At 64.3% G+C, this 25,881-nt stretch carries 27 protein-coding genes and 4 tRNA genes; 17 read left to right on the top strand and 14 right to left on the bottom strand.

Annotated features, from left to right (window positions below):
* Window positions 1–2 precede the first annotated feature (2 nt).
* The 5 genes from WBB14_RS16940 to WBB14_RS16920 all read left to right on the top strand — a co-directional run bounded on the left by WBB14_RS16940 (window position 3) and on the right by WBB14_RS16920 (window position 2,749).
* Window positions 3–1,076 carry a hypothetical protein gene (locus tag WBB14_RS16940; protein ID WP_424240865.1) on the top strand — a complete coding sequence of 358 codons (1,074 nt, stop codon included), beginning with the start codon at window positions 3–5 and terminating at the stop codon, window positions 1,074–1,076.
* On the top strand, window positions 1,069–1,467 hold the full coding sequence (locus tag WBB14_RS16935; RefSeq protein WP_424240864.1) for a phage tail protein: 399 nt from the start codon (window positions 1,069–1,071) through the stop codon (window positions 1,465–1,467). The genes WBB14_RS16940 and WBB14_RS16935 overlap by 8 nt, the downstream gene beginning before the upstream one ends.
* Window positions 1,468–1,577: 110 nt before the next feature.
* Window positions 1,578–1,763, top strand: coding sequence for a hypothetical protein (locus WBB14_RS16930; protein WP_424240863.1), 186 nt, complete (start codon window positions 1,578–1,580; stop codon window positions 1,761–1,763).
* Window positions 1,760–2,302 carry a lysozyme gene (locus WBB14_RS16925; protein ID WP_207466369.1) on the top strand — a complete coding sequence of 181 codons (543 nt, stop codon included), beginning with the start codon at window positions 1,760–1,762 and terminating at the stop codon, window positions 2,300–2,302. The genes WBB14_RS16930 and WBB14_RS16925 overlap by 4 nt, the downstream gene beginning before the upstream one ends.
* A gap of 243 nt (window positions 2,303–2,545) precedes the next feature.
* A complete protein-coding gene (locus WBB14_RS16920; RefSeq protein ID WP_424240862.1) occupies window positions 2,546–2,749 on the top strand; it encodes an Rz1 family lipoprotein in 204 nt (67 codons plus the stop codon).
* Between the two features lie 34 nt (window positions 2,750–2,783).
* Here the strand turns inward: WBB14_RS16920 and WBB14_RS16915 are convergent, their stop codons facing one another.
* On the bottom strand, window positions 2,784–3,074 hold the full coding sequence (locus tag WBB14_RS16915) for a hypothetical protein (RefSeq protein ID WP_424240861.1): 291 nt from the start codon (window positions 3,072–3,074) through the stop codon (window positions 2,784–2,786).
* 31 nt (window positions 3,075–3,105) lie between these two features.
* Window positions 3,106–3,420 carry a hypothetical protein gene (locus WBB14_RS16910; RefSeq protein ID WP_424240860.1) on the bottom strand — a complete coding sequence of 105 codons (315 nt, stop codon included), beginning with the start codon at window positions 3,418–3,420 and terminating at the stop codon, window positions 3,106–3,108.
* Window positions 3,421–3,512: 92 nt separating this feature from the next.
* Here WBB14_RS16910 and WBB14_RS16905 point away from each other — a divergent pair, with 92 nt between their 5' ends.
* On the top strand, window positions 3,513–3,707 hold the full coding sequence (locus WBB14_RS16905; protein WP_424240859.1) for a hypothetical protein: 195 nt from the start codon (window positions 3,513–3,515) through the stop codon (window positions 3,705–3,707).
* Here WBB14_RS16905 and WBB14_RS16900 read toward each other — a convergent pair.
* The 5 genes from WBB14_RS16900 to egtD form a co-directional block, all read right to left on the bottom strand.
* Window positions 3,704–4,363, bottom strand: a complete 660-nt coding sequence (locus WBB14_RS16900; RefSeq protein WP_424240858.1) for an SOS response-associated peptidase — start codon at window positions 4,361–4,363, stop codon at window positions 3,704–3,706. The two genes, WBB14_RS16905 and WBB14_RS16900, sit on opposite strands and share 4 nt — an antisense overlap.
* 17 nt (window positions 4,364–4,380) lie before the next feature.
* Entirely contained in the window at window positions 4,381–5,262 is an 882-nt protein-coding gene (locus tag WBB14_RS16895; protein ID WP_424240857.1) for a DUF4393 domain-containing protein, read from the bottom strand.
* 155 nt (window positions 5,263–5,417) lie between these two features.
* A tRNA-Met gene (locus WBB14_RS16890) sits at window positions 5,418–5,494 on the bottom strand.
* A gap of 125 nt (window positions 5,495–5,619) precedes the next feature.
* The gene (egtB, locus tag WBB14_RS16885; protein WP_424240856.1) at window positions 5,620–6,936 is read right to left on the bottom strand and encodes an ergothioneine biosynthesis protein EgtB; all 1,317 of its coding nucleotides are present in this window, start codon (window positions 6,934–6,936) and stop codon (window positions 5,620–5,622) included.
* A gap of 36 nt (window positions 6,937–6,972) precedes the next feature.
* Window positions 6,973–7,950, bottom strand: coding sequence for an L-histidine N(alpha)-methyltransferase (gene egtD, locus WBB14_RS16880; RefSeq protein WP_424240855.1), 978 nt, complete (start codon window positions 7,948–7,950; stop codon window positions 6,973–6,975).
* Window positions 7,951–8,371: 421 nt separating this feature from the next.
* Here egtD and WBB14_RS16875 point away from each other — a divergent pair, with 421 nt between their 5' ends.
* Window positions 8,372–8,707, top strand: coding sequence for a DUF883 family protein (locus WBB14_RS16875; protein WP_424240854.1), 336 nt, complete (start codon window positions 8,372–8,374; stop codon window positions 8,705–8,707).
* A gap of 11 nt (window positions 8,708–8,718) precedes the next feature.
* Entirely contained in the window at window positions 8,719–10,179 is a 1,461-nt protein-coding gene (locus tag WBB14_RS16870) for a phospholipase D-like domain-containing protein (protein ID WP_424240853.1), read from the top strand.
* A gap of 18 nt (window positions 10,180–10,197) precedes the next feature.
* Here the strand turns inward: WBB14_RS16870 and WBB14_RS16865 are convergent, their stop codons facing one another.
* The 5 genes from WBB14_RS16865 to WBB14_RS16845 form a co-directional block, all read right to left on the bottom strand.
* A complete protein-coding gene (locus WBB14_RS16865) occupies window positions 10,198–11,868 on the bottom strand; it encodes an FMN-binding glutamate synthase family protein (RefSeq protein ID WP_424240852.1) in 1,671 nt (556 codons plus the stop codon).
* 84 nt (window positions 11,869–11,952) lie between these two features.
* Window positions 11,953–13,179: a YeeE/YedE family protein gene (locus tag WBB14_RS16860; protein ID WP_424240851.1), complete on the bottom strand. Its 1,227-nt coding sequence runs from the start codon at window positions 13,177–13,179 to the stop codon at window positions 11,953–11,955.
* Window positions 13,180–13,332: 153 nt separating this feature from the next.
* The gene (locus tag WBB14_RS16855) at window positions 13,333–14,613 is read right to left on the bottom strand and encodes an arsenic transporter (protein WP_424240850.1); all 1,281 of its coding nucleotides are present in this window, start codon (window positions 14,611–14,613) and stop codon (window positions 13,333–13,335) included.
* A gap of 11 nt (window positions 14,614–14,624) precedes the next feature.
* The gene (locus WBB14_RS16850; protein WP_424240849.1) at window positions 14,625–15,569 is read right to left on the bottom strand and encodes an AEC family transporter; all 945 of its coding nucleotides are present in this window, start codon (window positions 15,567–15,569) and stop codon (window positions 14,625–14,627) included.
* A 27-nt stretch (window positions 15,570–15,596) separates the two neighbouring features.
* Window positions 15,597–16,490, bottom strand: a complete 894-nt coding sequence (locus WBB14_RS16845; protein WP_424240873.1) for a DMT family transporter — start codon at window positions 16,488–16,490, stop codon at window positions 15,597–15,599.
* Window positions 16,491–16,604: 114 nt separating this feature from the next.
* On the opposite strand from WBB14_RS16845, the gene WBB14_RS16840 reads away from it, so the two are divergent.
* The gene (locus WBB14_RS16840; RefSeq protein ID WP_373557771.1) at window positions 16,605–17,054 is read left to right on the top strand and encodes a GNAT family N-acetyltransferase; all 450 of its coding nucleotides are present in this window, start codon (window positions 16,605–16,607) and stop codon (window positions 17,052–17,054) included.
* A gap of 132 nt (window positions 17,055–17,186) precedes the next feature.
* On the opposite strand, the gene WBB14_RS16835 is transcribed toward WBB14_RS16840, so the two are convergent.
* Window positions 17,187–17,271, bottom strand: a tRNA-Leu gene (locus tag WBB14_RS16835).
* A gap of 160 nt (window positions 17,272–17,431) precedes the next feature.
* On the opposite strand from WBB14_RS16835, the gene WBB14_RS16830 reads away from it, so the two are divergent.
* On the top strand, window positions 17,432–18,043 hold the full coding sequence (locus WBB14_RS16830; RefSeq protein ID WP_424240848.1) for a tRNA-uridine aminocarboxypropyltransferase: 612 nt from the start codon (window positions 17,432–17,434) through the stop codon (window positions 18,041–18,043).
* Between the two features lie 111 nt (window positions 18,044–18,154).
* On the opposite strand, the gene WBB14_RS16825 is transcribed toward WBB14_RS16830, so the two are convergent.
* Window positions 18,155–18,239: transfer RNA gene (locus tag WBB14_RS16825), tRNA-Leu, on the bottom strand.
* Between the two features lie 241 nt (window positions 18,240–18,480).
* Here WBB14_RS16825 and rnr point away from each other — a divergent pair.
* From rnr to WBB14_RS16790, 7 genes are all read left to right on the top strand, one after another.
* Window positions 18,481–20,958: a ribonuclease R gene (gene rnr, locus WBB14_RS16820; RefSeq protein ID WP_424240847.1), complete on the top strand. Its 2,478-nt coding sequence runs from the start codon at window positions 18,481–18,483 to the stop codon at window positions 20,956–20,958.
* 130 nt (window positions 20,959–21,088) lie between these two features.
* On the top strand, window positions 21,089–21,826 hold the full coding sequence (gene rlmB / locus WBB14_RS16815; protein WP_013392619.1) for a 23S rRNA (guanosine(2251)-2'-O)-methyltransferase RlmB: 738 nt from the start codon (window positions 21,089–21,091) through the stop codon (window positions 21,824–21,826).
* Between the two features lie 52 nt (window positions 21,827–21,878).
* Window positions 21,879–23,123 carry a cystathionine gamma-synthase family protein gene (locus tag WBB14_RS16810; protein WP_424240846.1) on the top strand — a complete coding sequence of 415 codons (1,245 nt, stop codon included), beginning with the start codon at window positions 21,879–21,881 and terminating at the stop codon, window positions 23,121–23,123.
* 58 nt (window positions 23,124–23,181) lie between these two features.
* The gene (locus WBB14_RS16805) at window positions 23,182–23,862 is read left to right on the top strand and encodes a Fe2+-dependent dioxygenase (protein ID WP_424240845.1); all 681 of its coding nucleotides are present in this window, start codon (window positions 23,182–23,184) and stop codon (window positions 23,860–23,862) included.
* 352 nt (window positions 23,863–24,214) lie between these two features.
* Window positions 24,215–24,487 carry an HU family DNA-binding protein gene (locus tag WBB14_RS16800; RefSeq protein WP_003812968.1) on the top strand — a complete coding sequence of 91 codons (273 nt, stop codon included), beginning with the start codon at window positions 24,215–24,217 and terminating at the stop codon, window positions 24,485–24,487.
* 153 nt (window positions 24,488–24,640) lie between these two features.
* Window positions 24,641–24,716 (top strand) — tRNA-Val (locus WBB14_RS16795).
* A 270-nt stretch (window positions 24,717–24,986) separates the two neighbouring features.
* Window positions 24,987–25,796: an energy transducer TonB gene (locus tag WBB14_RS16790; RefSeq protein ID WP_424240844.1), complete on the top strand. Its 810-nt coding sequence runs from the start codon at window positions 24,987–24,989 to the stop codon at window positions 25,794–25,796.
* Window positions 25,797–25,881 lie beyond the last annotated feature (85 nt).

Raw genomic sequence — 25,881 nt, 5'->3', positions numbered from 1 at the left:
AAATGGCTGATCCTACTTTCTTCGATCTCTTCGAAACCCAGTGGGCGGAAACCGGCATCGTGGACGTGATGACGCTGCCCCAGTATCGGGCCGGCTGGGCGTTTATCGGTTCGCTGCCTCCGACGGTTGAGCAGTTCAACAAGATTCAGCAGCTCAACGACCAGAAACTAGCCTGGTTGTTCCACCAGGTGAAAGCTGTTGCGACCGAAACAGGCCAGGAAATCGGCCCCGCGACGCTGGACATCCTGATCCACGCGCTGCAGAACCTGGACATGGGCAAAGCCACAAAAGGCACCCTGCCAGTCGTTCGTGGAGGCACAGGGCTTACATCTGTCCCTGACGGGCATCTCATCGTTGGCGATCAGGATGGGAACTTGCGCACCGCTACCCTGTTCTCGATGCTGCCGGCTCGCCACTTTCCGTTGATCCACTCCATCACAGCGCTGCCTGTCGAGGACGTCGGGCCGATCGTCGTCGCCGAAGTCTCGGAAGTATGGATTTGGCAGGAAACCGCGCACTTTGTTGGGTACCGCTCCCCCTTGTGCGGACGGCCGGTCGATGGGCACACCGTCACGCCGTTGGCCAGTGAAATTGACGCTGTGGGCGGGCTGTTGCCCAAGGCCGCCTATGGCCGTCTGTGGGGCTATGCACTCGAGAATGGACTTGTGGTCAGCCAAGAAACCTGGACCGCCAATCTTGGTGCCCATTACTTCGTCGACGTCAACGGTGCCCAGTTTCGTGTGCCTGATTTGCGCAACATGTTTCGCCGTTACACCGGGACGGACACTGATACCGGCAGCTCACGCTGGTCCGGTAGCCGGCAGCTGGACGCTCTGCAACGTATCACTGGCGGCTTCCATGCGATCTCGGACTTCAACTCCGAGTTTCCGGTTGTATGGAGCCAAGACGGCGCCTTCCTTGACGGTGGAACTGGAGTCAATGCGCCGTCCATCGATGACATCATCAGCCAGGAAAAACCCACGCGGCGTACTGGTTTCGATTCTGCCAGGGTGACACGCTCGTCTTCGGAAACTCGTCCGTCCAACGTTGCCTTTCACCCTCGGATTCATGCTTGAGAGTTTTGAATCGCAGATCCGTGCGCATCGAACCATGCAGATATCAGAAGTGGATACATCCATGCCGAAAACGAAAACTGTCTATCAGACCGACGCTGACGGTCTCTATCTCTACCCCGTCGAAGCCAATGAACTGGCGCTCGCAGAGGGGATTTTCAATATTCCGTATGCAGCTGTCGAAGATCAGCCGCCAGTAGCTCCGGCGGGCATGGTGGCGCGGCGCGCGGAAGGTATCTGGGCTCTTGCCGAGGATCGCCGCAGAACTCCGTTGTGGCTGTCGAGCACAGGTGAACCTTATGCATTGGGCCGGGAAGTAGAGGTGAACGGTTCCACGACAAGCTATCCGGGCTGGGGGACGTTGCCCGATTGGTTGACCGATGCCGCTCCTTAGGAGGCGTGTGCCATGGCCTGGCGTATCAAGGGTAGGTCACATGCCCGCTTCGGCGGGCTTCTTTTTGTCTACCGGGGGCAGGTTTGCCATCCCGACACAGGAGCATGTGCATGCATGAAGACCAGGCCGCAATGGTCAAGATGGGTATCGGCGCCGGCGGCGCCGTTTTTTATGGCTTGACGTTGAACGAATGGGTCGCCGTGGCGACGCTGCTGTATCTCGCGATGCAGATTGGCCTGCTGGTGCCCAAGTACTGGCGGTTGCTGGTGGACTGGTGGAAAGGGAGCAAGGTATGAGCGGCATTGGGAAGCGCATCGCAGGCGGCGCCGCGGCGCTTGTCGCTTCGGGCGCGCTGACGCTGTTCAGCGCAGATCTGCAGCAGTTTCTGGGACGATGGGAGGGGGAAGGGCAGAACGTCGTCTATGCGGACAAGCTGGCCAAAGGCCTGCCCACTGTCTGCAAAGGCGTCACGAGGCACACTAGCCCGTATCCCGTTTTGGTTGGCGATTATTGGTCGCCTGAGCGATGTGCCGAGGTCGAACAGATGGTGGTGAGCAAGGGGCAGCTCAAACTGGCCGACTGCATTGGCGTAGCCATCAGCCAGCCGATTTTCGATGCCTTGAGCAGCCACTCCCACAATTTCGGCGTCCCCAGCACTTGCGCCAGCCGAGCCGTCGGCCTGATCAACGCCGGGCGTGTCGCGGACGGCTGCAACGCGCTCGCGCACGGTCCCGACGGAAAGCCTGTTTGGTCGTACGCAGACGGCAAGTTTGTACGCGGCTTGTATAACCGCCGGCTTGAGGAGCGCGCGCTATGCCTATCGGGACTGCATTGATCGGTTGGCGGGGCTACGTGGTAGCGCTGGCAGTGGGCGGTGCGGTGGCTGGCGGCGCGGCCTGGGCGGCGCAGGGCTGGCGCTACGGTGCCCAGATTGCCTCCATGCGCGCCGATGAGGCTGGCCGCGTGGCCGAAGCCCAGCGCCAAGCGCGGGAGATCTTGCAGCGGCGCTACGCCGATGTGGGTTTGATCAACGAACGGAACGCGAAGGCCGAGTGGGCCGCGTATGGAGGGCTGCGCAGTGTCCAAATCGAAGATGACGGCCTTCGGGCTGATGTTGATGCTGGGCGCCAGCGGCTGCACGTCGCTGCCGCCTGCCCCGCCGCCGGCGGTGGAGTGCCCAAAGCCGGAGCCGCCGCCGGCGTGGGTAATGGAGCCCGCGCCGAGCTTGATCCTGCTGCTCGATCGGATTATTTCGCCCTTCGAGCTGGAATCCGGCAAATGACGGCGCAGCTGGAGGCATGCCAAGCGCGGTTGCGTTAGTCGGCGCCCGACCATTCATCGCGCACCGCGCGCAAGCCCCGCTCCAGGATGAGCGTCGCCCGATAGGTCGTGGGTGTGACGCGGCAGTCAATCTCCAGCAGTCCGTCGCGTTCGCCGGCGGCGAGCACATCGCGCAACTTTTTGCCGCCTTCGAGCCTGAACGCTTCGCGCAGGCGCTGGATACTCAGGTAGTCGCCATTCTTGACGTCCGCGAGCGCGGGCAGGGCTCGGATCCAGATATCGCGAACGGGTGGGGAATTGGTATAAGTGTCGTCGTAATAGTTCATCGTGATGAATACCTGCGCGCAGCCAAGCTGGCTAGCTGTCGATCCACTGCATCCACCACCCCTGGTAGTAGCGGGTGCCAGCAATCTCCTCGAAGCCCGCGACCATCATGCCCCTGTCTGATGCGAACGTCAGCAGCTGTGGTTCGAGCAGGTCGGGAATTGACGCCTTCTCTCTGGCCCCGAACTTCAACAGCCTGTCCATAGACATGACCGCGACCTGTCGGTTCAGGCCTTTGTGAAGGATGGAGTACATGTGCACCGTCCCGACCACCGCTTGGCCGGGGTCGTTGTCGCGGCGGCGCTCGCCCAGGTGATGGGTGCGCAGGACGGAGCACTGGAGCTGCATGGTGGAGGCAAATATACTGTATAAAAACACAGTATATTTCACCCATAGACCAACGCAACTCGGCCCCATTCCTGGCCGACAGGGGGCAGACCATGGCCGATGTGGAGTGGACACAGCGGGACGATTATTACTGGCAAGGGCCGCCAGGCTGGACGATCTGCCGCGTCTTCGTGGACGGCATGTGGCAGTACGAACTGTGGTTCAGCCGCGGCGACAGTGGCACGATCTACGGCATGCGCGCGTCATTGCCGGCCGCCCAGGACCTGTACCGGCAGAAGCTGAACTAGAAGAGCGATAGGTTGGTCGCGTTCCCTACCGGCATCGGGGTGGCGATCCACGCCTTGGCCGGTGCGCCGCGGAGCATGCCCATGGCCTGATCTGGATCCGCGTCGAGCCAGGCGTCGTGGGCCTCGTCCGGCAGCAGTACCACCATACGTTTCTCCTCGCCGCGCCGGTGGTAGTGCTTGAACAGCGGATGATCGTCGGCATTGACGGTCAGCATGGTGTAGGTTTCCACGATCTCGCCGTTTTCATCCCTGCCGCGGCTCCACATACCGGCCAGGCCCAGGGGTTCGCCGTCGGCGCGCGTGAAGCGGGTGGCTATCTGGTATTTCTGGCGCCAGTCGGGCTCGAAGATGGCGTCGGCCGGTATGACGCAGAGCTGGCCGCCGCGCCAGGCAGCCCGGAAGTTGCGTGCCTTGGCGACGCGGTCATCGCGCGCATTGAAGGTATCCAGGGTCAGGGCGAACGCGGAGGCGTCCGCGGCGATCAAGCCCCACCTGCCCACCACCGCTTCGCGTTCCCGCGCAGCCGCCTTCCGCCGGACGAACAGCCCGGAGTAGCCCTTGTGCATGTCATAGGCGTACGGCCGCTCGGGCGCATGCGCGCCGAACCGGTTCAGCAGCTTTTCGGCGTCCTTCAGGGTCTGATAGTGGCTGCACATGGGTGAACCTCAAACTATCAAGCTATCACAGTTTTTTTTGGCCTAATACCAACCGCCAATGCAAACCTCTGACCAAACTCCGTGGGTTCAAAAACTCCAGGCATGATCTGAATCGTCTCGTCGGCGGAGGAGCAGCCCGCGCGGGCGCGCGTGGTTTCTGGGCGGTTTTCGACCCAGGCGTATGCGTTCGGTGAAATGAACTTGGTCTCGAAGCTGACGGTTGCCAAGCCGAGGCGAATCCAATTGTCGACCATGGCGCCGAGCCCATCAATTTCTGCTTGGGGCGAGTCTGTGCTACGCAAATTAAATACGTATCGCGCCATTCTCTCGTGGCTTCCAAATTCGGCGCTATTCACAGCGTTAAAATTTTTGCGAAGTTCGACGACTGAAAGTCGATCGACTTTGAGAAAGACATCCCTTAGCAGAGTTGCCTCGAGCGCTGTAAGCTGACGAACGACTTCCACAAATGCTGGGTGCGCTGAGTCTTTGGCTAGCCGTCCGTCCATTGATGTAGCGAGAAGTTCAAGGTACATATCCTCCAAGCTTGGCTCGTCGTGTGCAAAGGCAAGATTCTGCAGGACTTGAGCGGCGACAGCGGGGGGCGGATCCTGTACTGAGCTTGCTGGGATATCCTTCGTTCGTTCCTCGAGGCGAGGTTGAAATTTCTCTTCAAAATAAGCGCGCCCTTTGACATATGCGTAATGGACCGCTGTCAAAGGCTTCAGGCAAACCTCGATTGTCTGTGCAATCGTACGAGTGCTTCGCGCAAGACTCGCACCGGCCTCTCGCATATCTGGCGATGCCGCGGCCACTGTCAGCGCCTTATCGGCCATCGCGGCCCAGGTTTGCGATGCCGCAGGTACGAGTGAGGCCCCGCTCGGCTCATCTTTTTCCGGCATTTATTTTCCTTGTCACCATTTTTTATAAAAAGTAGTGGTGAGCATACCGGAGACGGGTACTGTATGACCTACTGGATATTTGACGCTGTCTAATATTCCATCCAAAACGCACCAAAGAAAAAAGCCCCCACTTACGTGGAGGCCCTTGAATTCTTTGGTGGCGCATCCCTGATTCGAACAGGGGACCTGCGGATTATGATTCCGTCGCTCTAACCGGCTGAGCTAATGCGCCATTTCGATCAATCCCTGAAGTAGCGCCACATCTGTGTCGCAATCAGTGATCAACGAAGAACGAAATTCTAGCATGAAATTTTTGGCGTGCGCAAGCGGGTTGGGCTCGGGTTTCAAACAAACACTTCAGGCATCCCGCGCCAGCCGGATGCCTGAGAACTGCCAGCGGGCCTCGGGCGGGAAAAAATTGCGGTAGCTGGGGCGGATATGGTCCCTGGGCGTGGCGCAGGAGCCGCCCCGCAACACGTACTGGTTGCACATGAACTTGCCGTTGTACTCGCCCACCGCGCCGCTGTCGGGCTTGAAGCCGGGATAGGCGTCGTAGGCGCTGCAGGTCCATTCCCAGGCGTCGCCGAACAGTTGCACGGGGCCGCCAGTGCTATTGCGCGCGGGGGCGGGGCGCGTGTCCAGGTGGCCGTTTTCCAGCATGTTGGCGCGCCCGGTCAGCGCGCCTTCGGGCAGTTGGCGGGCGGCATGTTCCCATTCGGCTTCGCGCGGCAGCCGCACGCGCGCCCAACGCGCGTAGGCATCGGCCTCGAAGTAGCTCACGTGCGTCACCGGGGCCTGCAGTTCCAGTTCCTGCATGCCGCGCAAGGTGTAAATGCGCCAGTCATCGCGTTGTCCTTCCCAGTAGAGCGGCGCGCGCCAGCCTTCGGCGCAGACCCGGTCCCAACCCAGCGACAGCCAGAGCTCGGGGCGCTTGTAGCCGCCGTCGCGGATGAAGGCCAGGTACTCATGCTGGGTCACCAGCCGGTCGGCCAGGTGGAACGGGGCCAGCAGCACGTCATGGGCGGGGCCTTCGTTGTCGAAACCGAAGCCATTGCCGTCATGGCCGATGCGGGTGACGCCGCCGGCGTAGCGGGTCCAGCCGGCAGGCGTGGCAGGCGGCAGTGAGGGCGGGCCGGGCGCCACATAGACGGGCTTGAGCGGATTGGCCGACAGCATGTGCTTCAGGTCGGTCAGGATCAGTTCCTGGTGCTGCTGCTCGTGATTCAGGCCCAGTTCCAGCAAGGCGTCGAAGGCGGGGTCGTTGCCGCCCAGGCGCGAGATCAGCTCATGCATGGCGCCGTCCACGTGCCGGCGGTAGTGCTGCACTTCCGTCAGAGCGGGACGCGACAGCAGGCCGCGATGCGGGCGCGGATGCTTGGCGCCGACCGCGTTGTAGTAGGAGTTGAACAGCATGCGGTACTGCGGATGGAAGACTGAATAGGACGGATGAAAGCGCGTCAGCAGAAAGGTCTCGAAGAACCAGGTCGTGTGGGCCAGATGCCACTTGATCGGGCTGCAGTCGGGCATGGATTGCACCTGGCAATCCTCGGCGCTCAGAGGAGCGGCCAGGGCCGTGCTGGTCGAGCGCACGGCGTCGTAGCGGTCGTGCTGCCCCGCCTGGCCGGCAGCGTAGGGTCCGGTGGCGGGGTGAGTCAGCAGGCACGCAGGTTCCATGGCGATCCTCCAGTGGCGTTGAGGGTGGGCCGCGCTTTACGCGCGGGCGCTGAAAATCGAAAACCAGCCGCGGGAATCCGACCAGTGCGCGACGTCGCGGTAGCCGGCGCTTTGCAGCAAGTCGGCGAAGGCTGGCGGGGTGAACTTGTAGGAGTTTTCGGTGTGGATGCGTTCGCCGGCGCTGAATGCGCGCGCGCCGCCGGGCCAGGCCACGCGCAGCGCGCGCTGGGCTTCCAGATGCATTTCGATGCGCGAGCTGGCGCTGTTGAACAGCGCTACATGGCGCCAGTCGTCCACGTCGAAATCGGCGTCCAGCACGCTGTTCACGTGCCGCAGCAGGTTCAGGTTGAAGGCCGCAGTCAGGTGCAGCGCATCGTCATAGGCGGGCTCCAGCACCTGCTTGGGCTTGACGCGGTCCACGCCCACCAGCAGCCCGCCCCCCGCACATTGTTCGCGGATCCGTCGCAGCATGGCATGCGCGTCCTCGGGGCTGAGATTGCCGATGCTGGAGCCAGGGTAGAAGAACAGCCGTTGTTCAGCCGGCACGCTGGCGGGCAGGGCCAGCGCGTGGGTGAAGTCCTGGCCGATGGCGGTGATCTGCAGGTCGGGGTAGGACAGCTGCAGGCGGCGCACCGCGGCTTGCAGGTAGTCGGCCGAAATGTCGATGGGCACGTAATGGCGCGGGCGCAGGCTGGGGAACAGGCGTTCGGCCTTGACGCAATCGCCCGCGCCCAGGTCTATCATCGACAGCACCGGGCCGATGTGGCGCGCGATGTCGGCGCCGTGGCGCTGGAAGATCTCCGACTCGCAGCGCGTCGGGTAGTACTCCGGCAACTGCGTGATGGCGGTGAAGAGTGCCGAGCCCAGCGTGTCATAGAGGAACTTGGGATCGATGTGCGCGTGGCGCGCCAGCAAGCCTTCGCGCAGTTCAACTTGCTCGGCGCTGGGAGGCTGCGGCTCTTGCGCGATGAACTTCGGCGCGGCGGGGACAAACAGTGAGGAAGGCGAAACCATGCGTCCTGTTCCTTTTCTGTCGCCGGCCTGCCCTTGGCGGACACGTCCCGGGTGGGACGCCAAGCGCTTGGGATGCACGGCGTTGGGAGGCCCAGACCAGGCGGTTCTGGCGCATTGCAAAAGTCTATTGTGGCCGCCAGGGCGGGGCCGGTGTCAAGCGCCAAGCCGCTGAATGCAATGGACTTTTACGAATTCGGAAGGGGAGTATGAACGCCTGCTACGGTGCCCGGGGGCAGTCTTCCGATACGTTTGCTTGCGTTGAAATATCGGTTTACGGCTGGTTGCCAAAGCTCTGGCGGGGGCGGCCGATGATGGTCACAATGGGGGCCACGCAATGCGCAGCCTCCGTCCGGGAACGCGGCATGCTGCATTGCGTCAGGCGGCCCGACTCCGCGAGGCCCAACAACGACAAGGAGCGACGATGAACCGTAAGCACCAACGCGCCGAAATGGCCCTGCACCGTGAACGAGTGAGCGACAGCTTCCATGAACTGCTCGCCGGTACGGAAGACCTCTTGCGGTCGACCGCTACGTACACAGGCTCCGAGATCGAGGCGGCGCGCGCACGCCTTAAGCGCCAAGTGGCCGAGGCGCGCGAGTCCGCCGGCGATTGGGAGGGCGTGGCGCGGGAGCGCGCGCGCCGCGCCACCGCCTACGCCGACGAGTACGTGCATGAACATGCCTGGAAGTCGGTGGGCGCGGCGGCGCTGGTGGGCGCTTTGCTAGGATGCCTCCTGGCTTCGGGCGGCCGCCGTTAAGCCTTAGTCCCATGAAGCCGCCCGCGTCTGTCCGCCGGCCGGGACTGCGGCGCGACAGGTGGTCGTGGCTGGTTGGCGCGCACCGGTGGCTGCTGCCGCTGGTGTGCGCGGCCTTGCTGGCGGCTTGCGCCAGCGTTCCTGACTCGCAGGAGCGCCGCGCGCGCGAATCGCAGGCCAGCCAGTCTGCCGATGCGGCGCTGGACAGCTATCGCCGCGGCCAGGGTGTCGCGGCGGATCCGCGGACTCCCAAGGATGACTTCCTCGCGCGCCATCTTGCCGTCGAGCAGGCGGTCAGCGGCGCGCCGCTGGTGGCCGGCAATCGCGTCCGGCTGCTGGCTGACGGACCCAGCACCTATCGCGCCATGCTGCACTCCATTGCGCAGGCGCGCCGATACGTGCACATGGAAACCTATATCTTCGACGACGATGCCGAGGGCTCGCGCTTTGCCGAGGCCTTGATCGCGGCGCGCAATCGCGGCGCCGAGGTGTCCTTGATGGTCGACGCAGTGGGCACGATCAAGACGCCCGATGCCTTGTTCCAGCGCCTGCGCGACGCGGGGGTGCAGGTGGCCATATTCAATCCGGTCAACCCGGCCAGCGGTCGCGCGGGCTGGTCGCCGAACCAGCGCAACCATCGCAAGGTGCTGGTCGTGGACGGCAAGGTCGGCTACCTGGGCGGCATCAACGTCAGCAGCGTCTACGAGTCTTCGCCCGGGTCCGGATCGGGGTCGGGAAGCGGCGCCGGCAAGGCCGATGCGCCGGCTGCGGGGGACGCCAAGGCGGCGCCCTGGCGCGACACGCATCTGCGCATCGAGGGGCCGGCGGTGGCCCAACTGGAGCAAGTCATCCGCGCAGGGTGGGAATCCCAGTCCAAGGAACCGATCAAGGGGGGGGATGCCCAGGTGGCGCCGCCGGCAGGCGCGACGACCGTGCGGATACTGGCCAACCAGCCGGACCGCAGCGATGGCTATGCCGTCTATCTGACGCTGATGTCGGCGTTCGAAAGCGCGCAGGAATACATTCACATCACCATGGCGTACTTCGTGCCGGATCCGGCCTTCATCGAAGTCCTGACGGACGCAGCCCGGCGTGGCGTCGACGTGGCGCTGGTGTTGCCGGGTTTCAGCGATTCGTCGCTGGTATTCCATGCGGGGCGTTCGCACTACACGGATCTGCTGAGGGCCGGCGTGAAAATCTACGAGCGGCGCGATGCGCTCTTGCATGCCAAGACCGCGGTGGTGGATGGCGTGTGGTCCACGGTGGGTTCCAGCAACCTGGATTGGCGCAGCTTCGCCCTGAACTATGAAGTCAACGCGGTGGTGCTGGGGCCTGAGTTCGCGGTGGAAATGGAGGCCCTGTTCCAGCGTGACGTCGCCGATTCGGTGCGGATCACGCCCGAGGCCTGGCAGGCCCGGGGCGTGGGAGACCGTTCGATGGAGTTCTTCTCGCGCATGTTCGAGCGCTGGCTGTAGCGCCCTGCGCCAGCCGGCTCAGACTTGCGCGGCGGCCGGTGTGGCATGGGCGGCGTGTTCTTGCGCCAAGGCCGTGGTGATGTCGTGGGTCGGCTGGAACGAACTGGCCTGGGCCATCGCCCAGCCCGCGCGAAACACCTGGTGGCGGAACTCGCCGCGCAGCAGTTCGCCGGGCGCCAGTTCCGGGAACAGCGCCGACAGCAGCCGGATTTCGCTGGACGAGATGCGGCGCGCGATATGGTGCGGACGGAGCTGGCCGGGGTGGGTCAGGCCGGCCGCCGCCAATAGCTCCGCCAGCGCATGCAGGGTGTTGTGGTGGAAGTTGGCCACGCGCTGTGCCTTGTCCGGCACCACCAGCGCGCGCTGCCGCAGCGGGTCTTGCGTGGTGACGCCGGTGGGGCATTTGCCGGTATGGCAGGCCTGGGCCTGGATGCAGCCGATGGCGAACATGAAGCCGCGCGCGGCGTTGCACCAGTCCGCGCCCATCGCCATGACGCGGGCCATGTCGAAGGCCGTGATGATCTTGCCGGAAGCGCCCAGCTTGATGCGGTCGCGCAGGTTCACGCCGATCAGCGTGTTGTGGACCAGGCGCAGCGCTTCGCGTAGCGGCGTGCCGACGTGGTCCACGAACTCCACGGGCGCGGCGCCGGTGCCGCCTTCGGCTCCGTCCACCACGATGAAGTCCGGCGTGATGCCGGTTTCCAGCATGGCCTTGACGATGGCGAACCATTCCCAGGGGTGGCCCACGCAGAACTTGAAGCCCACCGGCTTGCCGCCGGATAGCTCGCGCAGGCGCGCCACGAACTTCATCAGGCCGATGGGCGAGTCGAAGGCGGAATGGGTGGCCGGCGAATTACAGTCCTGCCAGGCCACCACGCCGCGCGCCTCGGCGATCTCGGGCGTGACCTTGCCCGCGGGCAGGATGCCGCCGTGGCCGGGCTTGGCGCCTTGCGACAGCTTGATCTCGATCATCTTGACCTGCGGCGTACAGGCATTCTTGACGAAGGCTTCTTCGGAGAATGCGCCGTGTTCATCGCGGCAGCCGAAGTAGCCCGAGCCGATGTTCCAGACCAGGCTGCCGCCCGGCTGGCGATGGTAGCGGCTGATGCCCCCTTCGCCGGTGTCGTGCGCGAAGTTGCCCTGGCGGGCGCCTTCGTTCAGCGCCAGGACGGCATTGGCCGATAAGGCGCCAAAGCTCATGGCCGATACGTTGAACGCCGACATGGAGTACGGCTGCTTGCACTCGGGGCCGCCCACGGTGACGCGGAAGTCGGTGTCGGGGATTTGCGAGGGCGACATGGAATGGTTGATCCATTCGTAGCGGTCGCCGTAGACGTCTTCCTGGGTGCCGAAGGGCCGCTTGTCGATTTCGCGTTTGGCGCGCTGGTAGACGATGGAGCGCTGCGCCCGCGAGAACGGCGCGGCCTGCGTGTCGTCTTCCAGGAAGTATTGGCGGATCTCGGGCCGGATGAACTCGAACAGGAACCGCAGATTGCCCAGGACCGGATAGTTGCGGCGGATCGCGTGGCGGGTCTGCACCAGGTCGTAGACGCCCAGCGCGCCCAGCAGCGCCAGCGGCACGGCCAGCCAAAGCCACCAGAGCGAGCTGGTCGCGGCCAGGATCGCGGTGATCGCGGCGCCGATCAGGGTCAATAAAAAGGCCGTGTAACGGCCGAAAAACCAGCTCATGTCCATCTCCGTGTTTCGGGATGGAGCAACCATACACCAGGAGCCGTCCCCTCGTGCCCGGGGACGGTCCTGGAATACTGTTTCTCAGCAGCTGGACGCCGCCGGGGTCTTCTCGACCGCGAGGCCGAACGCAGGGCGCAGGCGCACGCCCAGGGCGCTGCCGGCGAAGGCGGCCGGCAGCCACAGCCAAGCGTGCAGGCTGCCCGAGAGGATGCCGCTGAAGTAGGCGCCGATATTGCAGCCGAAGGCCAGGCGCGAACCGTAGCCTAGCAGCAGGCCGCCGATGACGGCGCCTGCCAGCGAGCGGACCGGCACCTTCCAGACGGGCGCGAACTTGCCGGCGGCGCTGGCGGCGGCAAGCGCGCCCAGCATCAGGCCGATGTCCATGACGGTGGTGACGTCCTGGCGCAGCGGCGCGGCCAGCGAGGGCTGCTTGGCCCAGTAGGCCCAGGTGGCCACGTCGCCGCCGAAGGCGTCCAGGGTCTTGGCGCCCCACAGCGCGAAGGCGGACGTGATGCCCCAGGGACGGCCGGCCAGCGCCAGCGTGGCGAAGTTCAGCGCCACCAGCGCCACGCCGCCCCAGATCAGCGGCCAGGGGCCTTGCAGCAAGGACGCCGGGCGCGCGGTGCGGGAGGCGAACGAGATCACATGGCCGTGGCGGCGCTTTTCCAGCGCCGTGGCCGCCCACGCGATCAGCGCGAATACGGCCAGGTTGATGACCAGCGCGGGCGCCAGGCCCCAGGTCTTGATCAGCGAGGTCGGGGCCAGCGCCGGCAGGTTCGACCACCAGCCGAAGTTGGCGGTTGCGATGACCGAGCCGACGATGAAGAACAACAGCGTGACCACCATGCGGGTGTTGCCCCCGCCCACGGCGAACAGCGTGCCCGAGGCGCAGCCGCCGCCCAGTTGCATGCCGATGCCGAACAGGAAGGCGCCCAGCAGGACCGAGACGCCCGGGGGTGACACGAAGCCGCTGACCGGCTGGCCGAACAAAGTGCCCGCCGCCAGGAAGGGGAAGAACAGCAGCACGCCTGCGGCCAGCATCAGCATCTGCGCGCGCAGCCCGGCGCCGCGGCGGTCGGACACGAACACGCGCCATGCCTGGGTGAAGCCGAAAGAGGCGTGGTACAGCGTCACGCCCAGCAGGGCGCCGACGACCCATAGCGCTCCCTGGCGCCAGCTGACGGTCTGGTTCAGGTACAGGGCGCCCGCCAGCACCAGCAGCAAGGCGATCCAGAGCGGCTTGCGGTTGATCCGGATCGGCGGCAGGGCGGAAGACGGCAGGGGGAGGGTTGTAGCGTTGGTGCTCATGGGCGAGTCCCGGGGATTTGATGCGTCAGAAAGCAAAACGGGCGCGCGCAGGCACCCGTGTAGGTTTGAAAGTTTAAAGCGGCGCAAGCCTGACTCAAACCATCGATTAATGTCTTTTAAATAACTAAAAGTAATATAAAGTCGCTTGACCGCCTATTGCAGCCGCCACGCCAATGCCGCCAAGGTCAGCAGCAGCACCGGCAAGGTCAGCACGATGCCGACCCTGAAGTAGTAGCCCCAGGTGATGCGCAGGCCCTTGCGCGCCAGCACGTGCAGCCACAGCAACGTTGCCAGGCTGCCGATGGGCGTGATCTTGGGGCCGAGATCGCTGCCGATAATGTTGGCGTAGATCATGGCGTCCTTCACCGCGCCAGTGGCGCTGGTGTCCGCGATCGACAGCGCGCCCACCAGCACGGTGGGGAGGTTGTTCATGATCGAAGCCAGGAAGGCGGTGATGATGCCCGTGCCCATCGCCGCGCCCCAGACGCCGTACTCGGCGCAGCGGTCCAGCACTTGCGCCAGGTGCGCGGTCAGGCCGGCGTTGCGCAGGCCATACACCACCAGATACATGCCCAGCGAGAAGACCACGATGTGCCAGGGGGCCTCGCGCATGATGCGGCGCGTGCCGACGATGTGCTGCCGTCCCGCGATCAGCAGCAAGCCCAGCGCGCCGACGGCGGCGATGGCGCTGACCGGGATGCCCATGGGTTCCAGGATGAAAAAGCTTGCCAGCAGCAGTGCCAGCACGACCCAGCCGGCGCGGAACGTGGTCAGGTCGCGGATCGCGGACGCGGGCGCGGGCAACTGGCTCACGTCGTAGCGCGGCGGAATGCTGCGGTGGAAGAACAGCAGCAGCACCGCCAGGGTCGACGCCACGGCCATCAGGTTCACCGGCAGCATCACCGACGCGTACTCGCCGAACCCGATGTTGAAAAAGTCGGCCGAGACGATGTTGACCAGGTTGGACACGATCAGCGCGATGCTGCCCGTGTCAGCGATGAAGCCCGCGGCCATCACGAAAGCCAGTGACGCGCCAGGGCCGAAGCCCAGTGCCACCAGCATTTCCATGACGATGGGCGTGAGGATCAGCGCCGCGCCGTCGTTGGCGAACAGCGCGGAAACGGCCGCGCCCAGCAGCACGATCAAGACGAACAGCAGCCGGCCCCGGCCGCCGCCCCAGCGCGCCACGTGCAGCGCCGACCATTCGAAGAAGCCGGCCTCGTCCAGGATCAGGCTGGTGACGATGATGGCGATGAAGGTGGCGGTGGCGTTCCAGACGATGCGCCAGACGTCGGCGATGTCGGCCAGGTGGACCACGCCCGTGGCCAGCGCGAGCGCCGCGCCCAGCACGGCGCTCCAGCCTATCGACAGGCCCCTGGGTTGCCAGATGACCAGGGTGATGGTGAGGACGAAAATGGCGGCGGCGAGCAGCATGATGAAAAACGTCAGGAAATCGGGTGGGCGCTGATCCAGGCGACCAGCAGGCTGACGGTCAGCACCGACGCGACGGTGGAGACCAGGATGGCGCGCGAGGTCACGCGGGCGTCGCGGCCGTACATCTGCGCCAGCATGAAAGGGCCGGTGCCGATGGGCAGCGCGCTCATTAGCACGGCGGTCCAGGCCCAAACCGGCGGCATGGTGAAGACGTGGAACGCCAGCACGGCCGTGACGGCGGGCTGCAGCAACAGCTTGCCGGTGACCAGGCGCATGACGCCCGGCCCCGAACTGGATGTCTCTGTCTGCGCCAGGAACAGGCCTATCGTGACCAGCGCGCAGGGGCTGGCGGACGCGCCCAGCAAGGCCACGTACCGGTCCACGCCCTCCGGCAGCGCGAGGCCCGTGAAAGCCCAGGCCAGGCCCAGCAGCGGCGCCGCCAGCAGCGGATTGCGCAGCAGGGCGCGTCCGACCTTGAGCAGCGTGGAGGGCAGGTTGGGCGTTTGCTGGCGGTCGAACTCGATCAGGGCGATGGCGCAGCCGAACAGCACGCTGGCGGTGAGCAGGGTCGTGAACGTGGCGGGCGCCATGCTGTCGGGGCCGAACAGCGCCAGGCACAGCGGAATGCCCATGTAGCCGGCGTTGGCGTAGGACGCGGCCAGGCCCTGGATGCCGCGGTCGGTCAGCGCGCGCTGGGTGCGGCGGGCGCCGGCAAACGAGGCCAGGAAGGTGACGGCGATGCCGCCCGCGAAGGCGCCCACGAAACCCCAGTGCGCCATATGCGCCAGATCCACCTGCGTCATGGCGCGGAACAGCAACGCGGGCAGCGACAGATAGACGACGTAGCGATTCAGCGCGTCGGTGGCGCCGGAACCCAGGATGCGCCAGCGGGCAGCGAGCCAGCCGGTCAGGATCAGCGCGAAGACCGGCAGGGCGGAGGTAATGACGGCGTTCATGGACAGGGACCTGGAGGGGCGCTCATTCTACTTGGCGGCCGCCTTTGCCGTGCGCGTCACCAGCAGGATGCCCAGCGCCGCCAGAGCCATGCCCGGCCAGGCCAGCGCGGGGATGGCTTCACCCAGGATGATCAGCGCGATGACGGCCGTGCAGGGCGGCACCAGGAAGAACAGCGCGGACACGCGCGAGGCCTCGCCGTAGCGGATCATGGCCAATAGCAAGGTGATGGCCACCAGCGAATTGCCCACGACCAGATAGGCCAGCGAACCCAGCAAAGGTCCGGTCCATTCGACGTGCATCGGCTCCAGCCAGAACGCCAGCGGCGCGGTGACGATCAGGCCGACCGCATACTGCACCATATTGGAGGTGGCGGGATGCGTCTGCACGCCGAAACGCTTTTCATACAGCGTGCCGCCGGTAATGCAGAGCAGGGCGCTGATCGCGAACGCCAGGCCCAGCGGCGAGAGCACGTCGATCGAGGCCTTGGCGATGATCACCAGCGCCGCGCCCGATACTCCCAGGCCCAGGCCCGCCCAACGGCGGGCGTCGACGTTCTCGTGCGCGATCGCCGGCGCCAGCAGGCCGATCAGGATAGGCTGCAGCGATGTGATCAGCGCCACGCCGCCGGCCGACATGCCTTGCTTGAGCGACAGGTAGGTGAAACAGAAGTAGCCTGCCTGCAACAGCAGCCCGACCATGGCCAGATGGCCCCAGGCGCTGGCGCCGCGCGGCAGCGGCGGGCGCAGAATCAACAGGAAGGGCGCAAGAATCAGCACCACGCAGGCATAGCGCAACGCCAGGAATGTCATGGGGTCGGCATAGGCCAGGCCCACTTTCAGCACGACGAAACCGCTGGACCAGAGAAGCAGGAAGAGCGCGGGCGCGGCTTTCAACCAGGAGGGAGGAGCGGCAGGCGGCATGTGGCGGAACATGGACGACGTGGGCAAGCCGCGATCGTACCCCCTTTTGGCCATTGTTCATCCCTGCCTAAAATGGGGCTCAGGATTCTTTTATTCATTTGCTGCACGCGAGGGATGGACATGTCGACCAACAAACAAGCTACGGTGCGTATCGCCCTGGGAACCTGGGACCGTTTGCGCGACGACGCGTATTCGGTGCGCCACGAGGTGTTCGTCGTCGAACAGAGAGTGCCGCCCGAGGTCGAGCTGGACGACGATGACGCCGTGTCGGTGCACGCGGTGGCATACGGCCCGGACGGCACGCCGATGGGTACGGGCCGGCTTTTGCCTGACGGGCACATCGGCCGCATGGCGGTCCACAAGAAGGCGCGGGGGATGGGCGTCGGCAGCCAGCTGCTGGACGCGCTGATCGAGCAGGGCCACGGCGACGGCCATCGCATGCTGGTGCTGCACGCGCAAACCCATGCGGCGGGCTTCTACCAGGCGCACGGCTTCAACGTGGAAGGCGAGGAATTCGTCGAAGCCGGTATTCCGCACGTGGTCATGACGCGCGTGCTGAAGTAGGGCAGGCCTGCCCGGGCTCAAGGAATTTGAGATCCGGGCAGGCAAAATGGGCCGGACAAAGAAAAAACCCCGGACGCTTACGCGTTCGGGGTTTTTTTGGCGCATCACGCAGGTACCTCGTGATGTAATAATTGGTGCCCAGGAGAGGACTCGAACCTCCACACCTTGCGGCACACGGACCTGAACCGTGCGCGTCTACCAATTCCGCCACCTGGGCGCTGATGCTTTACTTGTCACTTCGCTTTCGCGTCGTTTCTTGTTCAGCAGCAGAGGAACGAGATTATGCACACTTTTTTAAAAGTGTGCAAGTCGTGTGGCTTTTTTTTCATGTTTTTTGCTGTCGGGCCGCTTTCGAACTTTCGATATAGTGTCGCCCCATGTCCCGTACCCTCTGCACGCGTTGCCTGCGTCCTCGATCGCACTGTCTGTGTGCGCTGATTCCCGCGCTTTCCTGCCGCACTCAAGTCGTGGTGCTGCAACATCCCAGCGAGGCGCGCCATGCCTTGAACACCGCGAGGCTGGCCGTGCTGGGCTTGCCGGGTGCGCGGCGCGTAGTAGGTGAGTATTTCTCGGAGCAAGACTGGGCGTTGCCCGGCCACCTGCCTCGCTTGCTGTTTCCCGGCGAGGGCGCCGAGGTATTGGAGCCGGGCTACGGACAGGATCTCGGCGCGCCCATCAGATTGATCGTGCCTGACGGCACCTGGGGGCATGCGCGCAAGTTGCTGCATATCAATCCCGCGCTCGCCGCCTTGCCGCGCGTGATGTTGCCCGCGGGACTTTCTACGCGTTACCGGGTGCGCCATGCTGACGTCCCGGGAGCGCTGTCCACCATAGAGGCCGTGACGCATGCCTTGAACGCCATCGAGGCGCCACTGAATTTCGATGCGCTGCTGCGGCCTTTCGAGGCATTGATCAATGGTCAGATCGAAGGAATGGGCGCTGACCTGTACGCACGGCATCATTTGAATCGCAAAGTGCCGTGGCGTTGAAGGGCAGGGTTTGCAAGGCGCAAAGCAAAAGCCCCGGAAATCTTGCGATTTCCGGGGCTTTTTAGCCGTTGCGATCAAGACCGGCTTACTTGGTCTCGATTGAAAATTCCGTGGTGCCCAGGAGAGGACTCGAACCTCCACACCTTGCGGCACACGGACCTGAACCGTGCGCGTCTACCAATTCCGCCACCTGGGCACTGAGAGATACTGTCAGAAGTATGTGATACGCTGCCGCCCTGGTTGCATCGCTTCAGTTAAAACACATTAACTAAAGCATGCGTCCAAAGTGCAGTTGGTTCTACAATACGGTTTTAAGCAACTTGCTTTTCAAACCCAGGCTGGGTTTTAAACTTCCCAACCTTCTGACCATTTTCTGCTTCAGTGTTCAGCCTTGGGCGAACCACAGAAGCTGCGCATTATATACGGAAATTTTAGCTTTGGCAAAACGATCGAATAACGAATCGAATAACAACAGATCAACACCCTTGCCCGAAGCGCCGCCGGACTTCGATCCTGATGTCCCGTCCCGTGAAGCCATCCTGAAGGCGCTGCGCGCCGCAGGCTCGCCGCTGTCTCCGGTGGAATTGGCCGAACGCATGGGCGTCGAGCGCGCCGCGACGATGGTGGGGTTCGAGCGCCGCCTGGGCGCCATGGAGCGCGACGGGCAGTTGATGCCCAATCGCAAGGGCGTGTTGCTGCTGGCCACCAAACTGGACTTTGTTGCCGGCAAGGTGCTGGGGCATCGCGACGGCTTCGGCTTCCTGTTGCGCGATGATGGCGGGCCGGATCTGTTCCTGTCGCCGCGCGAAATGCTCAAGGTGCTGCATGGCGACCGCGTGCTGGTCAAGCCTGCCGGCGAATACCGCGGCAAGCCGGAAGGCACCATCGTCGAAGTCATCGAACGCCGCACCAATAAGCTGGTGGGGCGCTTCCTGCACGAACACGGCCTGTCCATCGTCGTTCCCGAGGACCAGCGCATCAAGCACGACATTCTGATTCCGCCCAGCGACACCAACGGCGCCCAGCACGGGCAGGTGGTCGCGGTCGAAATCATGGAACAGCCCACGCGCCACACGCAGCCGCTGGGCCGCGTGGCCGAGGTGCTGGGCGAGATCGACGATCCCGGCATGGAAATCGAGATCGCGGTACGTAAGTTCGACGTGCCGGTCGATTTCTCCGAAGCCGCGCTCAAGCAGGCCGCGCGCCTGCCGGATGTGGTCAAGAAGACCGACCTGAAAGACCGCGTCGATCTGCGCGACGTGCCGCTCATCACCATCGACGGCGAAGACGCGCGCGATTTCGACGATGCCGTCTACTGTGAACCTGTGGAGCTGGGTACGGGCCAGCGCAAGCGTCCGGGCTGGCGCCTGCTGGTGGCAATCGCCGACGTGAGCCACTACGTGCGTCCGGGCGACGCGCTGGACGACGACGCGATCGAACGCGGCACCAGCGTGTACTTCCCGCGCCGGGTCATCCCGATGTTGCCGGAGTCGCTGTCCAACGGCCTGTGTTCGCTGAATCCGGACGTCGACCGCCTGGTGCTGGTCTGCGACATGGTGATCCCGGCCAGCGGCGCCAAGGCTGGCACGGTCACGGCCTACCAGTTCTATAACGCGGTCATGCATTCGCATGCGCGCACTACGTATACGAACATCTGGTCCGCCTTGCAGCAGCCAGGCGGTCCGGCCGCGCACGCGATGCGCAGCGTCATGCCGCAGGTCCAGCATCTGTACGAGCTCTATCAGTTGCTGGCGCAAGGCCGCAAGAAGCGCGGCGCCATCGACTTCGACACGGTCGAGACCAAGATCGTCTGCAACGAGCTCGGCCGCATCGAGCAGATCGTGCCGTCGGTGCGCAACGATGCCCACAAGCTGATCGAGGAATGCATGCTGGCCGCCAATACCTGCGCGGCCGACTTCATGACCCGCAGCAAGCATCCCGGCCTGTACCGCATCCACGAAGGACCCACTCCCGAGCGCCTGCAGTCGCTGCGCGAGTTCCTGCGTACCATGGGCCTGTCGCTAGGCGGGGGCGAGACGCCCACGGCCAAGGACTACGGCGACTTCCTGGATTCGGTGCGCGGACGTCCCGACTACCAGCTGCTGCAGACCATGTGCCTGCGCTCCATGCAGCAGGCGGTGTACAGCCCCGACAACATGGGCCACTTCGGCCTGTCCTATCCTGGCTACAGCCATTTCACCTCGCCCATCCGCCGCTATCCCGACCTGCTGACGCACCGTGTCATCAAGGCGCTGCTGGCCGGTCAGCGGTATGTGCCCAGCCTGGAAGACCAGCCTGTGGTGATAGGCCGCACGCAACGCGAACACGAACACGCCATCTGGGAAAAGATGGGCCTGGTCCTGTCCGCCAGCGAGCGCCGCGCCGACGAGGCGTCGCGCGACGTCGAGGCCTGGCTCAAGTGCTGGTTCGTCAAGGAGCGCGTGGGCGAGGACTTCAGCGGCACGGTTACCGGGGTCGCCAGCTTCGGCATCTTCGTCACGCTGGATACGCTGCATGTTGAAGGGCTGGTGCATGTTTCCGAGCTGGGCGGCGAGTACTTCCAGTTCAACGACGCCTTGCACGAACTGCGCGGCGAGCGCACTGGCATGCGCTACCGCCTGACCGACAAGGTTCAGGTCCAGGTCTCGCGCGTGGACCTGGAGGCCCGCCGCATCGAGTTCCGCCTGGTGCAGGGCACGAGCTTCGACGCCTTGCGCAAGGCAGCGGCTCGCGGGCCCGACGAACCGTCGCGTCGCGTGAAGAAGGCGGCGTCGCCCAAGCCCGCCGCCCTGAAGGGCCAGACCGCCAAGGAGCGGCGCGCCGAGGCCAAGAAGGCCAGCAAGCCGCCCAGGGCGCCCAAGAAAGCGTCCCAGCGCGCCGCGCCGGCCAAGAAGGCCGCGCATAAGCGACATTGACGCTTCTTTATGGCAAGGCCGTCGTTTGGCGGCCGCGCCATAAGGGGTAACATTGCATTTATGCCCGGCTTGGTCCGGTGGCCCGCCCCGCTCTGGGGCGGGTATTCGTTTATCTAAAGGTATTGCATTTATGGCGTCGACCCAAGTTCTGGCCGGGTTTCACGCGGTTGTCGCGCGGCTGCGCCACGCGCCCGACTCGATCAAGGAAATCTATGTAGAGGCGTCGCGCCGCGACAAGCGGATGCAGACGTTCATCGAGCAGGCCGAGAAAGCGGGCTGCCGCCTGCATCCGGTCCCGATGGAACGCCTGGACGGCTTGTCCCGCGGTACCCGCCACCAGGGCGTGGTGGCGCTGGCCGAAGAGCGCCAATTGGCGGTGGACGTGGACGAAGTTCTCGACGTCATCGAAGGCCCGCCGCTGTTGCTGATACTGGATGGCGTGACCGATCCGCACAACCTGGGCGCCTGCCTGCGCACCGCCGACGCCGCCGGCGTGCACGCGGTCATCGCGCCGCGCGACCGGGCTGTCGGCCTGAACGCGACAGTACAGCGCGTCGCTTGCGGCGCCGCCGACACGGTGCCGTATCTGATGGTGACCAACCTGGCGCGCACCATGCGCAGCCTGAAGGACCGCGGCGTGTGGCTGGTGGGTACCGACGACCAGGCGACCGACAGCATGCACCAGATCGATGCGCGCCAGCCCATGGCCTGGGTCATGGGCGCGGAAGGCGAGGGCATGCGCCGCCTGACGCGGGAAACCTGCGACCAGTTGGTGAACATTCCCATGCTGGGTTCGGTGGAAAGCCTGAATGTCAGCGTGGCCAGCGCCGTCTGCCTCTACGAAACCGTGCGTCAGCGCCGTTCCTGATCCATCCGCCTTGCCTATCCTGTAGTCCACATCTTCTTCGCGTCAGCCCATCATGCACCAGAACGGCTTTACCACCACGATCCTCCATTCCGACCGCAAGCAATCCGTCGAGCACGGAGCGGTGCACAAGCCCATGCATCCGTCGTCGGAATTCGCCTACGAAGATGCCCGCGAACTGGCTGCGGTCTTTCAGGGCAAGGCCGGCTTCACCTACGCCCGTCAGGGCACGCCCACCACCACTGCGCTGGAGGCCAAGGTCAACCAGATGGAAGGCGGCAAGGGCACGGTCAGCTTCGCGACCGGCATGGCCGCGCTGGCAGCCATCTTCACCACGCTGCTGCGCCGCGGCGACCACCTGGTGTCCAGCCAGTTCGTATTCGGCAATACCAACAGCCTGCTTGGCACGCTGCTGGAATTGGGTATCGAGATCACCTTCGTGGACGCGACCGATTCGTCGCAGGTGCGCGCGGCGATCCAGCCCAATACCCGCATGGTCTTCACCGAAACCATCGCCAATCCGGGCACGCAAGTGGCCGACCTGGCGGTGATCGGCGAGATCTGCCGCGAGAAGGGCCTGGTCTACGTGGTCGACAACACCTTGACCTCGCCCTGGATGTTCCGGCCGGCCTCGGTCGGGGCCTCGCTGGTGATGAACTCGCTGTCCAAGTACATCGGCGGCCATGGCAATGCCCTGGGCGGGGCCGTGACGGACACTGGCTTGTACGACTGGTCGGATGACTCGAACATCTACGAGGCCTATCGCAAGGGCGCGCCCACCAGTTGGGGCCTTACGCAGATCAAGAAGAAAGGCCTGCGCGACATGGGCGGCACCCTGGCGGCCGAGCCCGCGCACCGCATCGCGGTGGGCGCCGAGACGCTGGCCCTGCGCATGGCCAAGCATTGCGCCAACGCGCTGGCGCTGGCGCGCTTCCTGGAAGAGCATCGCGGCGTGGCCAAGGTGCATTACCCCGGGCTGGCCAGCCACCCGCAGCATGCGCGCGCGGCGGCGCTGTTCGGTTCGCGCTTCGGCGGGTTGCTGGGCGTGGAGCTGGCCGAGGGGGTGGATTGCTTCGATTTCCTGAACCGCCTGCGCATCGTGCTGATGGCGACGCATCTGGGCGATACGCGCAGCCTGGCGCTGCCCGCCGCCCACACCATCTATTACGAGATGGGCGCCGAGCGCCGCAAGCAGATGGGCATCGCGGACAGCCTCATCCGCGTGTCCGTGGGCATCGAAGACGAAGCCGATCTGCTGTTTGATTTCGATCAGGCGCTCAACGGCTGCCTGCAGGGATAATGCGGCACGCGCGCGGCCGGTGGCCGGCCGCGCCTGCAACGCAATCGGGATAGTGCCCATGCTTATACAGATCGCAGAAGTTTTTACGCCGCAAGAGGCGGCCGAGATCCGGCGTCGCCTGGACGCCGCCGATTGGGTCGACGGCAAAGTCACGGCCGGCCATCAGTCGGCCGAGGTCAAGCGCAACCGCCAATTGCCGGAGCAGCACCCCTTGGCGCAGGAATTGGGCAACTTGATCCTGCAACGCCTGGCGGTCAACAACCTGTTCATGTCGGCCTCATTGCCGCGCAAGATCTTCCCGCCCCTGTTCAATCGCTACGAGGGCGGCGAGTCCTTCGGCTATCACGTGGACAACGCGGTGCGCGGCATTGCCGGCACGGCCGAACGCGTGCGCACCGACCTGTCGGCCACGCTGTTCTTCTCCGAGCCTGACTCCTACGATGGCGGCGAACTGGTCATCGACGATACCTACGGCCCGCGCGCGGTGAAGCTGCCCGCGGGACACATGGTGCTGTACCCGAGCACCAGCCTGCACAAGGTCAATCCGGTGACGAGCGGCGCGCGCGTGTCGTCCTTTTTCTGGATGCAGAGCCTGGTGCGCGAAGACAGCCAGCGCGCGCTGCTGCTGGACATGGACGTGGCCATACAGCGCTTGAACCAGGACGCCGCGGGGCATCCTTCCATTGTGCAGCTCACCGGCATCTATCACAATTTGCTGCGCCGATGGGCCGAGGTCTGACGCAAGTTAACTATCGCGTTCGGGGGTGTCGCGCAAATCCCGAAATGCGTGTTTCTGTTTATTGCGAAAAGGTCTAAAAGCTAGTATTGGCGCGGGTTGTGGTGAGGTTTTCGCTTGACAGCCGCGCCACGCCAAGGCCTAATACATGTCTGCGTCGCTGACGATTTGAAGGCAATTTGCCATTGAATCCAAGCGGCGCAGCAGTTTAAAAGTTGTGCTTCGCAGCGCAAGAAAAAAGTTTATCCACTGTCTGTTCGTCGTTTGTCGGGTCTTGCGTCTTCAGCGGCGTCCATCATGACGGCCATGAACTGCACTACCGGCAGACTCCATACCTTGTGAGGGGTACACCTGAATGAACAAAACCGAACTCATCGATCACATCGCCAGCAAGGCCGACATCTCCAAGGCTGCGGCTGGTCGTTCGCTCGACGCCCTGATCGGTGCCGTCAAGACCACCCTGAAGAAGGGCGGTACGGTTACGTTGGTTGGCTTTGGCACGTTCGCTGTGTCGGCTCGCGCCGCTCGCACCGGCCGTAATCCGCGCACCGGCGAAACCATCAAGATCAAGAAGGCCAAGGTGCCGAAGTTCCGTCCGGGCAAGGCCCTGAAGGACGCCGTCAACTAATGGACGGCGGGCAGGTCGCAGGCTCGGCCCTGGCGATTTGCCCACAAGTGCGCGGTCCGGTATACTCCGGCCCGCGTATTGCTTTTGAGTGCCCCGGTTGGCAGTTGCTTGTACGGATTTTTCGCGAATTTCGTCTTGAGGCTGCATCAGAATGGGTGCTTAGCTCAGTTGGTAGAGCGGCGCCCTTACAAGGCGTAGGTCACAGGTTCGACCCCTGTAGCACCCACCAAAAGCTCCGATATGCGCTCCGCACAAAACCCGCACACGCTACGTGGCGGGTTTTTTGTTTTCGGGGTTGTTCTTCCTCGCTTGCTTCGGCGCGCAGTGTTCGTGCGTATTGATCCTGGTCAGAAATGTAGGACCGGATCAGATGAAATAGGACGTGCGAATCATTCGCATTTAAGATATTATTGTGGGCTTGTACCGGTCAGCCGGCGTCGCCATCGCGTGTGCGTCTTTTACTGGCTGGCCGGATAAGTCAATGCACCCTGGCTGATTCATGCCTAGTTTTCAACGCGGTTGGAATTCTTCTTCGCGCTCTTCATTCGGTATACGCGCAGGCGCTGGCCTGACGGTCCTGGCGCTGCATGCGGCAGTGATAGGCGCCATCTTCATGGCACCCGAGAATCGTCCTGAACTCGAGGAACCTGAAGCCATCATGGTGAGCGTGGTGGATGCGCCCATTCCCCAGATCGCCAAGGCCGAGCCCACTCCCGAAGAGCCGCAGCCGGTGACGGAAACGCCGCCCGAGCCGCAGCCCGAGATCGAACCCGAACCGGAGCCTGAACCCGAACTCAAGCCCGAGCCGGAGCCTGAACCCGAACCGGAACCGGTGGTTGAAAAACCGCCGATGCCGGCGCCCAAGCCCAAGCCCAAACCGCCACCCAAGCCTAAACCCAAGCCCGAGCCCAAGCAGGACGTCAAGGTCGAGCCTAAGCCGGAAGCGCCGAAGGCGCCGCCCAGCGGCGCGCCCGAAGGTACGCAGGCGCCGCAAGGGCCGCAGCAGGGACCGCCGCCGGATCAGCCGGTGCTGGTGTCCAGCATCGAGTTCCAGGGCGCGCGTCCCATGCCCAATTACCCGATGGCTTCGCGCCGCATGCGGGAAGAGGGCCGGGTGGTGGTGCTGGTCGAGATCAATACCCAGGGGTTGGTCGAGCGGGCAACCGTCGACGCGTCCTCGGGCTTTCCGCGCCTGGACGAATCGGCGCTGGCAGCCGCCCGCAAGGGCCGTTTCAAACCGTATACCCGTAACGGCGTGGCCTATCCCGCCAAAGCCAAAATTCCGTTCGATTTCGTAATGAGGAACTGAGATGTCCAACGCACTGCATAGCGCCACCCTGGTGGCGCAGGCGACCACCAGCCCGGCAGCGCCGGCTGCCGCCGCTGCTGCGCCT

This window comes from Achromobacter sp. (assembly GCF_049647645.1).
Lineage (GTDB): Bacteria > Pseudomonadota > Gammaproteobacteria > Burkholderiales > Burkholderiaceae_B > Achromobacter.
The sequence above is the reverse complement of the archived record's forward strand: the minus strand, read 5'-3'. Positions and strand labels throughout refer to the sequence as shown.

Excerpts from the sequence above, each read along its gene's own strand:
- WBB14_RS16940 (WP_424240865.1), top strand. The coding sequence starts at position 3 with ATGGCTGATCCTACTTTCTTCGATCTCTTCGAAACCCAGTGGGCGGAA.
- WBB14_RS16935 (WP_424240864.1), top strand. The coding sequence starts at position 1,069 with ATGCTTGAGAGTTTTGAATCGCAGATCCGTGCGCATCGAACCATGCAG.
- WBB14_RS16930 (WP_424240863.1), top strand. The coding sequence starts at position 1,578 with ATGCATGAAGACCAGGCCGCAATGGTCAAGATGGGTATCGGCGCCGGC.
- WBB14_RS16925 (WP_207466369.1), top strand. The coding sequence starts at position 1,760 with ATGAGCGGCATTGGGAAGCGCATCGCAGGCGGCGCCGCGGCGCTTGTC.
- WBB14_RS16915 (WP_424240861.1), bottom strand. The coding sequence starts at position 3,074 with ATGAACTATTACGACGACACTTATACCAATTCCCCACCCGTTCGCGAT.
- WBB14_RS16910 (WP_424240860.1), bottom strand. The coding sequence starts at position 3,420 with ATGCAGCTCCAGTGCTCCGTCCTGCGCACCCATCACCTGGGCGAGCGC.
- WBB14_RS16905 (WP_424240859.1), top strand. The coding sequence starts at position 3,513 with ATGGCCGATGTGGAGTGGACACAGCGGGACGATTATTACTGGCAAGGG.
- WBB14_RS16900 (WP_424240858.1), bottom strand. The coding sequence starts at position 4,363 with ATGTGCAGCCACTATCAGACCCTGAAGGACGCCGAAAAGCTGCTGAAC.
- WBB14_RS16895 (WP_424240857.1), bottom strand. The coding sequence starts at position 5,262 with ATGCCGGAAAAAGATGAGCCGAGCGGGGCCTCACTCGTACCTGCGGCA.
- egtB (WP_424240856.1), bottom strand. The coding sequence starts at position 6,936 with ATGGAACCTGCGTGCCTGCTGACTCACCCCGCCACCGGACCCTACGCT.
- egtD (WP_424240855.1), bottom strand. The coding sequence starts at position 7,950 with ATGGTTTCGCCTTCCTCACTGTTTGTCCCCGCCGCGCCGAAGTTCATC.
- WBB14_RS16875 (WP_424240854.1), top strand. The coding sequence starts at position 8,372 with ATGAACCGTAAGCACCAACGCGCCGAAATGGCCCTGCACCGTGAACGA.
- WBB14_RS16870 (WP_424240853.1), top strand. The coding sequence starts at position 8,719 with ATGAAGCCGCCCGCGTCTGTCCGCCGGCCGGGACTGCGGCGCGACAGG.
- WBB14_RS16865 (WP_424240852.1), bottom strand. The coding sequence starts at position 11,868 with ATGAGCTGGTTTTTCGGCCGTTACACGGCCTTTTTATTGACCCTGATC.
- WBB14_RS16860 (WP_424240851.1), bottom strand. The coding sequence starts at position 13,179 with ATGAGCACCAACGCTACAACCCTCCCCCTGCCGTCTTCCGCCCTGCCG.
- WBB14_RS16855 (WP_424240850.1), bottom strand. The coding sequence starts at position 14,613 with ATGCTGCTCGCCGCCGCCATTTTCGTCCTCACCATCACCCTGGTCATC.
- WBB14_RS16850 (WP_424240849.1), bottom strand. The coding sequence starts at position 15,569 with ATGAACGCCGTCATTACCTCCGCCCTGCCGGTCTTCGCGCTGATCCTG.
- WBB14_RS16845 (WP_424240873.1), bottom strand. The coding sequence starts at position 16,490 with ATGCCGCCTGCCGCTCCTCCCTCCTGGTTGAAAGCCGCGCCCGCGCTC.
- WBB14_RS16840 (WP_373557771.1), top strand. The coding sequence starts at position 16,605 with ATGGACATGTCGACCAACAAACAAGCTACGGTGCGTATCGCCCTGGGA.
- WBB14_RS16830 (WP_424240848.1), top strand. The coding sequence starts at position 17,432 with ATGTCCCGTACCCTCTGCACGCGTTGCCTGCGTCCTCGATCGCACTGT.
- rlmB (WP_013392619.1), top strand. The coding sequence starts at position 21,089 with ATGGCGTCGACCCAAGTTCTGGCCGGGTTTCACGCGGTTGTCGCGCGG.
- WBB14_RS16810 (WP_424240846.1), top strand. The coding sequence starts at position 21,879 with ATGCACCAGAACGGCTTTACCACCACGATCCTCCATTCCGACCGCAAG.
- WBB14_RS16805 (WP_424240845.1), top strand. The coding sequence starts at position 23,182 with ATGCTTATACAGATCGCAGAAGTTTTTACGCCGCAAGAGGCGGCCGAG.
- WBB14_RS16800 (WP_003812968.1), top strand. The coding sequence starts at position 24,215 with ATGAACAAAACCGAACTCATCGATCACATCGCCAGCAAGGCCGACATC.
- WBB14_RS16790 (WP_424240844.1), top strand. The coding sequence starts at position 24,987 with ATGCCTAGTTTTCAACGCGGTTGGAATTCTTCTTCGCGCTCTTCATTC.